The sequence below is a fragment of the Acinetobacter sp. ANC 7912 genome, from assembly GCF_039862785.1.
Classification (GTDB): Bacteria; Pseudomonadota; Gammaproteobacteria; order Pseudomonadales; family Moraxellaceae; genus Acinetobacter; species Acinetobacter thermotolerans.
This window is the reverse complement of record NZ_CP156795.1, coordinates 523,333-537,458: the sequence shown is the minus strand read 5'-3', so window position 1 is coordinate 537,458 and position 14,126 is coordinate 523,333. Positions and strand designations below refer to the sequence as shown.

14 protein-coding genes and 1 pseudogene are annotated in these 14,126 nt (G+C 43.5%); 7 read left to right on the top strand and 8 right to left on the bottom strand.

The window, feature by feature from the left end:
- The first annotated feature begins 101 nt into the window (after positions 1–101).
- Positions 102–704, top strand: a complete 603-nt coding sequence (locus tag ABEF84_RS02710) for a 2OG-Fe(II) oxygenase (RefSeq protein WP_347453560.1) — start codon at positions 102–104, stop codon at positions 702–704.
- Positions 705–766: 62 nt separating this feature from the next.
- Complete coding sequence (locus tag ABEF84_RS02705; RefSeq protein WP_034582298.1) at positions 767–1,294, top strand: hypothetical protein; 528 nt, start codon at positions 767–769, stop codon at positions 1,292–1,294.
- A gap of 81 nt (positions 1,295–1,375) precedes the next feature.
- On the opposite strand, the pseudogene ABEF84_RS02700 reads toward ABEF84_RS02705, so the two are convergent.
- The 3 genes and pseudogenes from ABEF84_RS02700 to ABEF84_RS02690 all read right to left on the bottom strand — a co-directional run.
- Positions 1,376–1,624, bottom strand: a pseudogene (locus ABEF84_RS02700) (DUF2789 family protein); the annotation flags it as partial.
- A gap of 121 nt (positions 1,625–1,745) precedes the next feature.
- Positions 1,746–2,003: a DUF2789 family protein gene (locus ABEF84_RS02695; RefSeq protein WP_034582295.1), complete on the bottom strand. Its 258-nt coding sequence runs from the start codon at positions 2,001–2,003 to the stop codon at positions 1,746–1,748.
- A gap of 57 nt (positions 2,004–2,060) precedes the next feature.
- The gene (locus ABEF84_RS02690) at positions 2,061–2,333 is read right to left on the bottom strand and encodes a DUF2789 family protein (protein WP_034582293.1); all 273 of its coding nucleotides are present in this window, start codon (positions 2,331–2,333) and stop codon (positions 2,061–2,063) included.
- A gap of 216 nt (positions 2,334–2,549) precedes the next feature.
- Between ABEF84_RS02690 and ABEF84_RS02685 the strand changes: the two genes are divergently transcribed.
- A complete protein-coding gene (locus ABEF84_RS02685; RefSeq protein WP_347453003.1) occupies positions 2,550–3,854 on the top strand; it encodes an IS4 family transposase in 1,305 nt (434 codons plus the stop codon).
- A gap of 57 nt (positions 3,855–3,911) precedes the next feature.
- Here the strand turns inward: ABEF84_RS02685 and ABEF84_RS02680 are convergent, their stop codons facing one another.
- From ABEF84_RS02680 to ABEF84_RS02670, 3 genes are all read right to left on the bottom strand, one after another.
- Positions 3,912–4,898 carry a malate dehydrogenase gene (locus tag ABEF84_RS02680; RefSeq protein WP_034582290.1) on the bottom strand — a complete coding sequence of 329 codons (987 nt, stop codon included), beginning with the start codon at positions 4,896–4,898 and terminating at the stop codon, positions 3,912–3,914.
- 170 nt (positions 4,899–5,068) lie between these two features.
- On the bottom strand, positions 5,069–5,662 hold the full coding sequence (locus ABEF84_RS02675; protein ID WP_052127863.1) for a ribonuclease I: 594 nt from the start codon (positions 5,660–5,662) through the stop codon (positions 5,069–5,071).
- An 83-nt stretch (positions 5,663–5,745) separates the two neighbouring features.
- Positions 5,746–7,698: a lytic transglycosylase domain-containing protein gene (locus ABEF84_RS02670; RefSeq protein WP_171077638.1), complete on the bottom strand. Its 1,953-nt coding sequence runs from the start codon at positions 7,696–7,698 to the stop codon at positions 5,746–5,748.
- Positions 7,699–8,009: 311 nt separating this feature from the next.
- Between ABEF84_RS02670 and miaB the strand changes: the two genes are divergently transcribed.
- The 3 genes from miaB to ybeY are packed head-to-tail and all read left to right on the top strand — an operon-like array spanning position 8,010 to position 11,097.
- Positions 8,010–9,467, top strand: a complete 1,458-nt coding sequence (gene miaB / locus ABEF84_RS02665) for a tRNA (N6-isopentenyl adenosine(37)-C2)-methylthiotransferase MiaB (RefSeq protein ID WP_034582282.1) — start codon at positions 8,010–8,012, stop codon at positions 9,465–9,467.
- Between the two features lie 39 nt (positions 9,468–9,506).
- Positions 9,507–10,583, top strand: coding sequence for a PhoH family protein (locus ABEF84_RS02660; RefSeq protein ID WP_034582278.1), 1,077 nt, complete (start codon positions 9,507–9,509; stop codon positions 10,581–10,583).
- A 31-nt stretch (positions 10,584–10,614) separates the two neighbouring features.
- Entirely contained in the window at positions 10,615–11,097 is a 483-nt protein-coding gene (ybeY, locus tag ABEF84_RS02655; RefSeq protein WP_034582276.1) for an rRNA maturation RNase YbeY, read from the top strand.
- Between the two features lie 39 nt (positions 11,098–11,136).
- Here the strand turns inward: ybeY and ABEF84_RS02650 are convergent, their stop codons facing one another.
- Together ABEF84_RS02650 and tnpA are read right to left on the bottom strand one after the other, a co-directional pair.
- Entirely contained in the window at positions 11,137–12,444 is a 1,308-nt protein-coding gene (locus tag ABEF84_RS02650; protein WP_347456202.1) for an IS4 family transposase, read from the bottom strand.
- A gap of 182 nt (positions 12,445–12,626) precedes the next feature.
- On the bottom strand, positions 12,627–13,040 hold the full coding sequence (gene tnpA / locus ABEF84_RS02645) for an IS200/IS605 family transposase (protein ID WP_075167884.1): 414 nt from the start codon (positions 13,038–13,040) through the stop codon (positions 12,627–12,629).
- A 20-nt stretch (positions 13,041–13,060) separates the two neighbouring features.
- On the opposite strand from tnpA, the gene ABEF84_RS02640 reads away from it, so the two are divergent.
- Entirely contained in the window at positions 13,061–14,119 is a 1,059-nt protein-coding gene (locus ABEF84_RS02640) for an RNA-guided endonuclease TnpB family protein (RefSeq protein ID WP_034586922.1), read from the top strand.
- Positions 14,120–14,126 lie beyond the last annotated feature (7 nt).

The following is a 14,126-nucleotide window of genomic DNA, read 5'->3' as shown; positions in this document are numbered from 1 at the left end:
CCTAAGATCAACAGCTATTTTAACATGAAAAACAGTTTCGTTCAGACACGATTCTTACATAGAATAGCGCGACTTTAATTTAACCTTCTAGGTGCGTCTTTATGGAAGCAGTTCAACTCCCTACTACATGGTCAGTTGATCAGATTCTTGATGATCTGGATCAACACGGTTTCAGTATTATCGACAATGCATATGACCAGGACTATGTTGAACAGCTGATAGAGGAATGTACCAGCAACCTGAACCGTTTCCGTAATGCGGCAATTCAAAATGGAGTAGTCAGTAATATCCGTAGTGATCATATCCTGTGGCTGAACGAAGATCTGGAAGTATCTCAACAGCATGTACAAACTCTGCATGTACTGGCTCAGGAACTGAACCGGGCTTTTTTCTTAGGTATTAAAGATGTCGAGGCACATTTTGCCTGCTATAACGCCGGTGAATTCTATGCCCTGCATCGCGATAATCCGCAAGGCAAAAATGGCCGCATGATTTCTGCGGTTTATTACCTGCATAATGAATGGCAGGACGACTGGGGCGGCGAGCTGCATTTACAGGATAAAAATGACAAATGGCATACCCTGCAGCCAAAACCGAACCGTATTGCCATGTTCCAGAGTGACCTGCTGCATGAAGTGCAAAAAGCCAAGCACCAGCGCCTATCAATTACTGCATGGCTGCGTTCCGATGCCCAGCTGATCTAGAAAACTTTAAATTTCTATTTTTAGCCTCATATAGCAATTATTGAGAAAAGAGGACTGCGTTCATGCCAGCAACCACCAAAGAGATCATCGCCCGTATTGGTGAGACGGATCAGCTATTTTTAAATGGCAACACGCCCGAGTTGGCGCTTGAACGCGCGGATCTTCGCCTGCAACTGGTGACCATCAGTCAGGTACGTCAGGAACAGATGCATTTCCTACAGGAAGCGATTGTGCTGCTGGAACAGGGACGGGTTGAATTTGAAGAAATGCCGCTGCAGCTATATATCAACTTGTCGCTGCACTTGGCCAAGGCTTATATGATCTACTTTGAACTCACCAAAGAAGATCGTTTTGCCCTCATTACCCAGCAAATCCTGAAACCCATGACCAACTATGAAAATGCGGATATTTATTTCTTCCTGGCCTATGCCTCCGCCAGCAAGAAAGAACCTGCTCTGACCCGTCACTGGTTAAATAAATACAGTAAAACTCCAGCGTTTGATCTGGAGTTGGTGCATCAACATCCAGCTTTTGATGATTACCGCAAACTGGACTGGTTTATCAAACTGCTGCGTAGCCGCATGCATTAATCAACAGAGAATTCACCCATAAAAAAGCCTCATCATTATGACTTTTTTATGTTGATGTTTCAGTGGCGGGATTTGTCCCAAACGACGGCGATAGGCATCCATATGCAGTTGCTGATTCAGTTCGTCGACCCAGATGGCCCAGTCATCATCCTGCACCAGATGGCTGATTAACAAAGAGCGCTGTGCCTTATTCCAGAAAGGTGCATCATGCAGGGAAAGTTCGGCAGGCAACTGATGAGTACGGACATAAAGTTCAATTGCAGCCGGGCTACTTGGCAAACCCAGCTGGGAAAACAACATTTCTAAGGATGGTTGATTCATTCCGAGCATCTCGCCCTCCTTATATTTATCAAATATATTGTAATTGGTTATACAACTAACTTATATGAGAACGCAAAAAAAACCTAGTCATATGACCAGGTTTTGTTGTGTCTTTTTGTATAAAAGTGATCTAGGCCGTGGTTTGCTGTTTATCACTTTCTACATGGAGAAGCTGATTGAGCTTGTCAATCACGACAATCCATTCATCATCCTGCTGCCAATGTTCACGCAGAAATGTACTCTGTCCATCGCTCCAGAAATCTGCATCTGGCAAAATTACCTCTGCTGGCAGCTGATGATTACGAGTAAATTCCTCAATTGCTTTTTCATCAGCTGGCAGGCCTAATTGTTCGAATAATAATTCTAAAGTCACTGGTTGTTCTAACACTACTCATCTACTCCATTTTTGATTTATTTCATTCTTACTTATAGAAAAATATTAGCTCTATTTTGCGGTTGGCAGCTCGCATTCACCAGCGCCTTCTGCTTCGATATGTAGTTGTTCGTTAAGTACATCCACAAAAATCGCCCAATCGTCATCCTCCTTCCAATGTCCGATCAGGAAATCATGTTGTGCCTTGGTCCAGAACGGCGCTTTATGCAAGGGAACATCCATACCGATCTGATGGGTTTTGATAAATTCCTCAATAGCTTCCGGGCTTGAGTCCAAACCAAGCTGCTCAAAGAATAGTTCCATGGTAGGTCTCTGCTCTAACATCTCAGTCCCTCCCCTCTAGTGTGATGATTCTGTTTATAAATTAGACGACTTATCTTTAAAGTTCAGTTATCACTGTTTGACAGCGTGTTATTTTTTGTTCTGTATCAAAATTTTCCCATAAAAAAAGCACCCCGAATGGAGTAATGCCAGTCAGTTAAGCAAATATTAGTAAAATGTAGTAAAAATGAGTGTATGTAAATACGCTCATTTTTTTTTATGACTTTATCTGAAAATTTAGATTGCACCCTTCAACATTCTTTACCTTCACTTAGCCATTTTAGTGAATTTATTGATTTCAACTGGATTGAGGAAAGTCTGAATCAAACAGGTAAGGCATCAATTAGAAGAAGGAAGTTACCCGCTGAACATGTGGTATGGCTTGTCATTGGACTCGCTTTATTTCGAAATCAACCTATCGGATATGTCGTAGAACAACTAAAACTTGTATTTGGTACAACAGAATATTGTGTTCCTAGCGCAGTAGTACAAGCACGACAACGTTTAGGATCAGAACCTTTAAATGCGCTATTTTCTTTACTTAGCCAAGCCTGGTTTGAAGAATCTCAGCAGCAATACTCAAACTTTCACGGTCTGAGTGTGTGCGCTGTTGATGGTGTTGTTTGGTCTATGCCTTATACAGATGAGAATTTTGCACACTTTGGTTCATCTAAAGGAAAAACTGCTGATGCTCCTTATCCACAAGTGAGAGCAACCTGCTTAGTAAATACCGCGACCCATGAAATTATAGATGCTCAAATAGGCAGTATGGATCAAGGTGAACTCACACTGGCAAGCCAATTATCTCCTTGTTCACACAGTATTACCCTATTTGATCGAGCCTATTTCTCTGCAGATTTTCTCATCGGGTGGCAAAAACGTGCAGAAGAAAGTCATTGGCTTATGCGTGCAAAAGATAATTTACGGTATGAGATTGTGGAGCGTAATTCGCAACATGACTTTCATATTAGAATGCCGATATCAACAAGAGCTAAAAAACTTAATCCAGCCTTAGGAGATTATTGGGAAGCACGTCTCATTGAGGTTGAGCAGGCAGGTAAGATTAGACGTTATATCACTTCACTAATAGATTCAAAGAGATATCCATTATTAGCTTTAGCAAAACTCTATGCCCAGCGTTGGGAAATAGAAATGTGTTACCGAGAAATCAAGAGTAACTTACAGGAAGGGAAGCATTTAAGGAGTAAACAACCTACCTTGATTTATCAAGAGTTATGGGGAGTCTTTATTGCCTATAATATTCTAAGAAGACAAATGAAATATATGGCTCAACGTGCAAAAGTCAGTCCTTTGAGAATGAGCTTTCATATTACCTCTATTGCTATCCTTAACCTATTGAAGTTTGATTCTTTGGCTTCCGCAGGCAATTTGCCTAAACATCTAGAAAGTTTAATGGAAAAATCTAAAAGGTATGTTTTACCGAAAAAAAGAAGTAGAAACTACCCACGAGTTGTGAAAGGGAAACCACAGAAATACCCAAAAAAATGCCAGTCAATCTCTTAACTGACTGGCATTACCCCGAATGGAGTGCTTTTTCAAATTTAATCTTAGAAGATCAAATTATTTCAACATGTCTGCGATTGCAGCACGTTCTTCTTCAAGTTCGTTCAATGTTTTGTTGATACGTTCTTGGCTGAATTCGTCGATTTCAAGACCTTGAACGATCTTGTATTCGCCATTTTCAGTAGTTACAGGGAAACCGAACATCACACCTTCAGGGATACCATAAGAACCGTCAGAAGGAATACCCATAGTTACCCATTTGCCGTTTGTGCCAAGAGCCCAATCGCGCATATGGTCGATTGCAGCGTTTGCAGCAGAAGCAGCAGAAGACAGGCCACGTGCTTCGATGATCGCAGCACCACGTTTACCAACTGTTGGAAGGAATACGTCTTTGTTCCATTCAGCATCGTTGATTTTGTCTTTTAAGCTTTCGCCGTTTACAGTTGCAAAACGGTAGTCAGCATACATTGTTGGAGAGTGGTTACCCCAAACAGTCATGTGTTCGATGTCAGAAACTGCAACGCCAGCTTTTTGAGCAAGTTGAGTCAACGCACGGTTGTGGTCAAGACGTAACATTGCTGTGAAGTTTTTCGCTGGAAGATCTGGAGCAGATTTCATTGCAATGTAAGCGTTAGTGTTTGCAGGGTTACCTACAACAAGAACTTTAACGTCACGGCTAGCAACTTCGTTCAGTGCTTGACCTTGGCCAATGAAGATTTCGCCGTTTACTTTAAGAAGGTCAGCACGTTCCATACCAGGACCACGTGGACGTGAACCAACTAATAAAGCGTAGTCAGCGTCTTTGAAAGCAACTTTAGGATCATCAGTACCGATCATGCCTGCCAATAATGGGAAAGCACAGTCGTCTAATTCCATCATTACGCCTTTCAGCGCTTGTTGAGCTTTCTCAACAGGGATTTCTAATAATTGAAGAATAACTGGTTGGTCTTTACCCAACATTTCACCGCTAGCGATACGGAATAATAGACTGTAACCAATTTGACCAGCAGCGCCAGTAACGGCAACGCGAACAGGTTGCTTCATGTAATTATCTCCAATTGAGGATCGTCATAATGATTAAATAGCTGTTCTATCTAATCTTAATAATCATAAACGGCAAAGATTGTACTCCAATCCTGAGCCGGATGCATTCAAAAGCGCATCAATTCCAACAAAAGTCTGATAGGAAATATAAATTAATTCTGTTGAAAAGCTCAGTAAGTACCTTTAATTGTGAGCGTATGTGGGCAGGTATTGACAATATTTGCGGGACAGTTCTTGTATTGACCATTGCTGTAATAGCAGACTTTGACCGCGGTCAGCAGGCTTTTGCTGTGCAGTCCTGAGCAGTTAAAGCGGATTGCATTGGCCGGCAATTGTGGATTTATTTTTAAGAATTTTGCCCGCAAGGTTTCCATCGACATGGTCAAATTTTCCTGATCGGTCAGCTCATGCGGGACTTTCAAGCGGTCTGCATAATTGATAATGGTGCGGAAATACTGGCTGGCATTCATCGGCAGGCAGCCACCGATATGATGCCAAAGTGCGGTACGGGAGTTTTCATCGGGCATCACCCGTGCGACCACCTTGGCCTGCAACGGCGATAATTTTGCAGAACTATTGGTAATACAGTTGCCTTGCGGATTTTCCGGAAACAGTCCTGTAATGTTCAGAGAATAACCTTCTAGACATTTACGTTTTTTTGCATATTCAGGATAAAGACTACAAATAGCCGGTACCATCTGTACATCCATCACATAACCCGTAGGAGTTGCAGAGACAGGCATGCTACTCATCCCTGCCATCATCAAGGCAGAGATAAATAAACATGGATTCATACGACTCACTCGATTCATGAATAGATCATTATCCCTAAAAGATTATCCTGTCATTATTGGGTGCTACGCAGCGGGATGATGTTCATCCGCTTGCCAATCGATTGCGCTCCTTGCCCTAATAAAACTCCATAATGTGTCGCATTGGTCATAACATGTTTGACGTAGTCACGGGTTTCCGTCAGTGGAATGGTTTCAGTATATTGATCTGCTGCAATCCCCTGAAATTCTGGCTGCCAGCGGCGGGCACGGTTTGGTCCGGCATTATAACCTGCAGTGGCCAGTACCGGGCTATTACTGAGCTGACGCTGAATCGTAGATAAATAGAAAGTGCCGTAACGGATATTGGTATTCATATCGCTAAGTGCTGCCGGGTTGTAGGTTTCACCCATCTGACGCGCAACTAGCTTGGCGGTATCCGGCATAATCTGCATCAAACCACCGGCACCGACATGCGAGCGCGCCACGGTATTGAAACGACTTTCCTGACGCATCAAACCATAAGCCCAAGCTGGATCAATACCTGCATTCTGACTATGTGTCACCACATAACTCTGATACGGCATCGGGAAACGGTAACTATAATTGTGCTTGCTCGCAGTACGATCCGCTGCATAAATCGCGCGATCATGCCAGCCCATATCATGCGCGCGTTTCGCTGCTGCTAATAGCAGGTCATCATCCTTTTTCAGATAAGCCTGACGTACCGCCCAGTTCCATTCCCGATTGATATAGGTCGCGGGCGCATTGATATTCTTTAAGGCAAAGGCACGGCGGAAATGAATGTCCTGATTCAGGCGTTGCATCGCTTGGGCGGATGGCTGGCTCATTTGCGGAGAAAGTGTTAACTGGCCTAAACGGTCGCGGGCCAACAGGTTATGGTAATCATCACCTTGCGCCAACTTGCGGTAAATGGTCTCGGCTGCTTTCTTGGAAGATGCATCCCCGCGCTGTTCACTGGCACGTGCCAGCCAGTACTGCCAGCGGTCTTCTTGCTTCTGGTTCACGCTCATGGCATCGATGGCACGAATCAGGCTTTCCCAGGCACTAAAACGAATCGCCTGGCGGGCATAAATTTCCGCTTCTTCCGGACTGAATGGCAGACCATAACTTAAGTCCAGATAATTCAGTGCTTCACGGTTAAAATTGTTTTTCATCACCGTGGTTCCACCGATATAACCTACGGCGCGGTACAAGGCTTTTTGCACCTGTTCTGGAGTTCCCTCAGCCGCACGGCGCACTGCAGACAATGCTGAATTGAAATCACTGTCTGTTAGACGCCCCATGGCATAGACCAAATAGGCATGATCAGCCGCAGTCGCTTTTGGCGCAGACCATAAATAAGAAGTCGGATCAGCCTGAATGGTATTGAGTTGAGCTAAAGACAAATTCAGCCCGATGCTTTGTGCAGTCGCAATCGCCTGTCCAGACTGGCCGGCACGGAGTTGTCCCCATAAACGTTGTTGACGATCTTCCTTGGTCAGCAATGGACTGGAAAGCATCATCCGCCCCAGACCAGTACAGGATTCTGGCTGCGAGTTAGTGGTCAGCCAGACGTCTTTATATTCGGCATATACTAGTGGATCGCCATTTTTAGCCCGCACCTGCGCCACAGCGCAGCTTTCCGCCTGATCGGGATTGGTCACATAAGACAGCACGGGTTGAGCGGTAGCAAAGTCTGCCTGTTTGACTTTTTCTTCGACATAATCCGCTGCCAGTTTTTCTGCCATAGCCGATTGCGGATAGCGCTGGGCAAAGTTAATGATCTGGCTTGCCGGCTGCATCGCCAGATTCTGGTTCAAAATCCAGTATTCTGGATAATAGCCCAAAGCGTCATTCTGCATGGCGGCACGGTATTGTTGTAATAATTCAATATTTCCAGCATTAGACGCATTCAGCGCATCATTAAATTGCGCTTCGGCAGCCTGAACACCCATTGAACCCAAACAGGTCATTCCTACAGCAAGTAATTTTGAATATTTATGCGTATTTATAATGTGCTTCAACATCGATTTAACTTCTATCATGTAGTTTATGCCGGACGAATGTGTTCAACATGCGAGTTAGTGTATAAATTCTTCGCCAACTCTACTGTTCTGTTGTGTAACCTTATGATTCAGCAATATTAATTTTTGAGTATTTTTTGCTCACAAATCAATATTTTTGGCTCACCAATTAAGGCTATAAGTTTAAGCGACTTTCCTGCTAAAATATGCGCCTTTCAAAAATTCAGCACGTGAATTGAATCCTAATTGACCTAATCCGTACACTGACCGGGTCATCTGTTCACAATTTAAACATATTACCCTTAGGAGCCTTCATGACGGTTCAAACCTTCATTCCGAATAGTGCCCCAGCTGCCTCAGAAAACACTGTTACCCAGCCAGCGCACACCCCAGCCCACGATGGCGCAGTCAAAAAGCTGTACATCGAAACGCAAGGGTGTCAGATGAATGAGTATGACAGTCACCGTATGGCAGACCTTTTGGGCGACTCACATGGCTATGTGCTCACCAACGATCCTGCTGAAGCAGACGTCCTGTTGATGAATACTTGCTCAATTCGTGAAAAAGCACAAGAAAAAGTATTCTCTGAATTGGGCCGCTGGCGCAAGCTGAAAGAAAAAAATCCGGACCTGATTATTGGTGTTGGTGGCTGTGTGGCGTCTCAGGAAGGCGACAACATCCAGAAACGTGCTAATTATGTGGATATGATCTTTGGTCCGCAAACCCTGCACCGTTTGCCACAAATGCTGGATCAGCATTTTGAGCAGGTGGAAAAACCAAAGAAAGAAAAAATCAAACTGGTGGATATTTCTTTCCCTGATATCGAAAAATTCGACTTCCTGCCGGAACCACGTGTTGAAGGTTATAAAGCATTTGTTTCCATCATGGAAGGCTGTTCTAAATACTGTTCATTCTGCGTGGTGCCATATACCCGTGGTGAAGAAGTCTCTCGCCCGCTGGATGACGTGCTGGCAGAAATTGCTGGGCTGGCAGAAAAAGGGGTTCGTGAAGTTTCCTTGCTCGGTCAGAACGTGAATGGTTACCGCGGCGAAACCTTCGACGGTAAAATCTGTACATTTGCCGACCTGTTACGCTTAGTCGCAGAAATTCCGGGGATTGGCCGTATCCGTTACACCACATCGCACCCATTAGAATTCAATGATGACCTGATCCAGTGTTACCGTGACCTGCCACAAATGGTGTCACATCTGCATTTGCCAGTGCAAAGTGGTTCTAACGATGTACTGAAAGCGATGAAACGTAATCACACCATTGATGTGTATATCGAGAAAATCGAGAAGTTACGTAAAGTCCGTCCGGATATGCATCTGTCTTCAGACTTTATTATCGGCTTCCCAGGTGAAACTGATGAGAACTTTGAAGAAACCTATCAGTTTATTCAGGATCTGGATTTCGACCATTCTTACAGCTTTGTGTATTCAAAACGTCCGGGCACGCCTGCGGCAGAATTAGAAGACAACACCCCTGAACAGGTGAAAAAAGAACGTCTCGCAAAAGTTCAGGAATGGATCAAGCAGTCCAGTATCCGTAAAACCGATGCCATGCTCGGTACCATTCAGCGTGTCCTGATTGAGAAAGTTTCTGATAAAGATCCGAATATTTTAGTCGGTACTGCCGACAACACCCGTCTGGTCACCTTTATTGGTGATGCAACATGGGTAGGCCGGTTTGCAGAGATCGAAATCACTGAAATAAAAACACTCAATTTAGTTTACGGTGAGCTCTTGAATCTTGAGCCTGACGTGGCGTAATGTAGGGATATAAAGACCTATCTCTATAAGGAACTCTCTTTGACTGCAGCGATTCGACGTACAGTAGCTTTTCCCGGTATTTCAATTGACCGTTTACAAAGTATGCTTGGTGCCTACAACGGTCATTTGAAGCAAATTGAACAACGTTTAGATGTCAAAGTTTCCCATCGAGGCGACAGCTTTTTTATCGATGGTGAAATGGATGCTGTGGAACGAGCGGAGTTGCTGTTGCAACGCCTGCACGAAGAATCAGAACACAGCAAGCAGATTAGCGCAGATACCCTGCACCTGTTAATTCAGGGTAGCCAGACCGATCGTGAACTGCAGGAAGACATGCAGGATCAGGAACATACTGGTCTGGACAATGTCTGGTTACAGACCCGTAAGGGACGCATTAATCCGCGTGGTGCCAACCAGAAACGCTATGTGCAGCGTATTCTGCAAAGTGATATTTCCTTTGGTATTGGCCCTGCCGGTACCGGTAAGACCTATCTTGCGGTGGCTGCTGCGGTAGATATGCTGGAACGTAACGAAATCCAGCGTATCCTGCTGGTTCGTCCTGCCGTTGAAGCGGGTGAAAAACTGGGCTTCCTGCCTGGTGACCTGACCCAAAAAATCGACCCATATTTGCGTCCACTGTATGATGCCTTGTATGAAATGCTCGGCTTTGAAAAAGTGGCCAAGCTGATCGAACGTCAGATCATTGAAGTGGCACCACTGGCCTACATGCGTGGTCGTACCCTAAACCACTCTTTCGTGATTCTGGACGAAGCGCAAAACACTACGCCGGAACAGATGAAAATGTTCCTGACCCGTCTGGGCTTTGGTTCACGTGCCGTGATTACCGGGGACATTACCCAGGTCGATTTGCCACGTGGCCAGCAGTCTGGTCTGGCACATTCACTACGCGTGCTGGAAAATGTGAAAGAAATTCATATCACCCGTTTCCATTCACGTGACGTAGTGCGTCATCAGCTGGTACAGAAAATTGTCGAAGCCTATGAAGGCTGGGACAGCGAGCAGCAACGTTTAAGTGCGGAAGCACGTGCTGAACGTAAGGCACGCCAAGAAGCTTTAATTGCGGAAAATGATGCTGCGGCCGATGCACAGCATTAAGCCGTATTGAAATTTATTTTAAGGATTCATTTTGAAACTTAGTCTGAGCCTGCAACAGAATTTTCAGGCACCTGAACTGGTGGTGAAGCGCTCTTACATCAAGAAAGTTGTAGAAACTGCCTTACGCCACATCGACACACACAGTGACTGCGAAATTGGCATCGCCTGTGTCGATAACGATGAAAGCCATAAACTCAATCTGGAATATCGTGGCAAAGACAAACCGACCAATGTGTTATCTTTCCCAAGCGACATTCCGGATGAAATGGCTGGGATTCTGGAAGCCTTCCCAATTGGCGATCTGGTGATCTGTATTCCGGTGGTTCAGCGTGAAGCACAGGAACAAGGCAAAGCGCCGTTGACGCACTTCACCCATATGCTGGTGCATGGCACCTTGCACCTAATGGGCTATGACCATGAGACTTCAGATGAAGATGCAGAAGAAATGGAAGCACTGGAAATCGAGATTCTGAACAAGCTCGGTTTTGAAAATCCATATCTGGAACGTGACTAAATTTCAATATTAGAAAAGCGGGCTTAGGTCTAATGCCAGTCAGTTAAGAGATTGACTGGCATTTTTTGGGTATTTCTGTGGTTTCCCTTTCACAACTCGTGGGTAGTTTCTACTTCTTTTTTTCGGTAAAACATACCTTTTAGATTTTTCCATTAAACTTTCTAGATGTTTAGGCAAATTGCCTGCGGAAGCCAAAGAATCAAACTTCAATAGGTTAAGGATAGCAATAGAGGTAATATGAAAGCTCATTCTCAAAGGACTGACTTTTGCACGTTGAGCCATATATTTCATTTGTCTTCTTAGAATATTATAGGCAATAAAGACTCCCCATAACTCTTGATAAATCAAGGTAGGTTGTTTACTCCTTAAATGCTTCCCTTCCTGTAAGTTACTCTTGATTTCTCGGTAACACATTTCTATTTCCCAACGCTGGGCATAGAGTTTTGCTAAAGCTAATAATGGATATCTCTTTGAATCTATTAGTGAAGTGATATAACGTCTAATCTTACCTGCCTGCTCAACCTCAATGAGACGTGCTTCCCAATAATCTCCTAAGGCTGGATTAAGTTTTTTAGCTCTTGTTGATATCGGCATTCTAATATGAAAGTCATGTTGCGAATTACGCTCCACAATCTCATACCGTAAATTATCTTTTGCACGCATAAGCCAATGACTTTCTTCTGCACGTTTTTGCCACCCGATGAGAAAATCTGCAGAGAAATAGGCTCGATCAAATAGGGTAATACTGTGTGAACAAGGAGATAATTGGCTTGCCAGTGTGAGTTCACCTTGATCCATACTGCCTATTTGAGCATCTATAATTTCATGGGTCGCGGTATTTACTAAGCAGGTTGCTCTCACTTGTGGATAAGGAGCATCAGCAGTTTTTCCTTTAGATGAACCAAAGTGTGCAAAATTCTCATCTGTATAAGGCATAGACCAAACAACACCATCAACAGCGCACACACTCAGACCGTGAAAGTTTGAGTATTGCTGCTGAGATTCTTCAAACCAGGCTTGGCTAAGTAAAGAAAATAGCGCATTTAAAGGTTCTGATTCTAAACGTTGTCGTGCTTGTACTACTGCGCTAGGAACACAATATTCTGTTGTACCAAATACAAGTTTTAGTTGTTCTACGACATATCCGATAGGTTGATTTCGAAATAAAGCGAGTCCAATGACAAGCCATACCACATGTTCAGCGGGTAACTTCCTTCTTCTAATTGATGCCTTACCTGTTTGATTCAGACTTTCCTCAATCCAGTTGAAATCAATAAATTCACTAAAATGGCTAAGTGAAGGTAAAGAATGTTGAAGGGTGCAATCTAAATTTTCAGATAAAGTCATAAAAAAAAATGAGCGTATTTACATACACTCATTTTTACTACATTTTACTAATATTTGCTTAACTGACTGGCATTAGGCTTAGGTCCGCTTTTTTATCCCTTTAGCCGTAAAACCTCGCCCTTCAGGGCGGGGATATAAGGCTGCAATCCGCTAGTCCCCCTTGTGGGGATTAGCTAGGATTGCTAATGCGGTGTTTGCTGTTGTTGGATATATTGTTTAATAATCCCAATGGGAGCACCTCCACACGATGCAGCGAAATAACTAGGCGACCACAAAGCATTCCCCCATAATTTGTTTTTAATTTCAGGGTGTTTAGTTCTTAAAATACGACTAGATGCACCTTTTAGGCTGTTAACCAAGCTAGAAATAGCTACTTTTGGTGGATAGTTCACAAGTAAATGAACATGATCATGCTCACCATCAAATTCTACCAACTTAGCTTCAAAGTCTAAGCAAATGCGCTTGAATACTTCATTCATAGTTTCGAGCATAGCTTTGGTAAAAACATCTCTACGATATTTAGCCACAAAGACTAAATGAACGTGCATATTAAAAACACAGTGACGACCTGTTCTAATCTCTTGACTATTATCCATAGACCAAATATATTTTAGTGATGAAGACACTTAAATTACGCATAAAAGACAAACATTGCAAGGTGCTAGACCAATTGGCATCTGAAGTTAATTTTGTCTGGAACTATGTCAATGATTTGTGTTTTAAACACTTGCAAAGAAAACAACAATTCTTTTCAGCTTACGATATTGCTAAATACACGAAAGGTACATCAAAAGAGTGCAATTTGCACAGCCAAACCATACAGGCAGTTGCGGAAGAATTAGTTACTCGAAGAAAGCAATTTAAAAAAGCCAAGCTAAAATGGCGTGTCAGTAACAAAAAAAATGCTAGACGTTCTCTCGGTTGGATTCCATTTAAAAAAGTGGCGGTGAAATATGCCGATGGGTATGTCCAATACGGCAAGCATCAATTCAAGCTATGGGACAGTTACGGACTAAGTAAATACAATGTTAAAACAGGCTCGTTTGTCGAGGATAGCCGAGGGCGTTGGTATGTATGTCTTGTGGTTGATTCAATTAAAACAGAGAAAACCACCGCTAAAACCTCAATTGGCATTGATCTAGGACTCAAAGACCTTGCGACTTGCTCAGATGGTGTAAAGTTCAAAGCGCCTAAAATCTATCGTCAATATGAACAAAAACTTGGTATTGCTCAAAGAGCAAGAAATAAAAAACGTGTCAAAGCGATTCATGCCAAGATCAAAAATCTACGTCAAAATATGCTGCATCAATTCAGTCATAAACTGGTGAATGAACATGCAGCCATCTTCGTTGGTAATGTGAATGCCAAAGCATTGGCACAGACAAAATTAGCTAAGTCTGTACTCGATGCAGGTTGGACGACCTTAAGAACCATGCTCAAGTATAAATGCGAGAACGCAGGGGTATGGTATGAAGAAGTCAATGAAGCCTATACCACCCAAACTTGCTCGTGCTGCGGCTCACGCTCCAGTAGTCTGAAAGGTAGAGCAGGACTTGGAATAAGAGAATGGCAGTGTGTGGAGTGCGGTACATTCCACGATAGAGATATAAACTCAGCACTGAATATTCTTGCGCTCGGACATGGGCGTCTCGCAGGAGGAATCTCCGTCCTTTAGGTCGGAG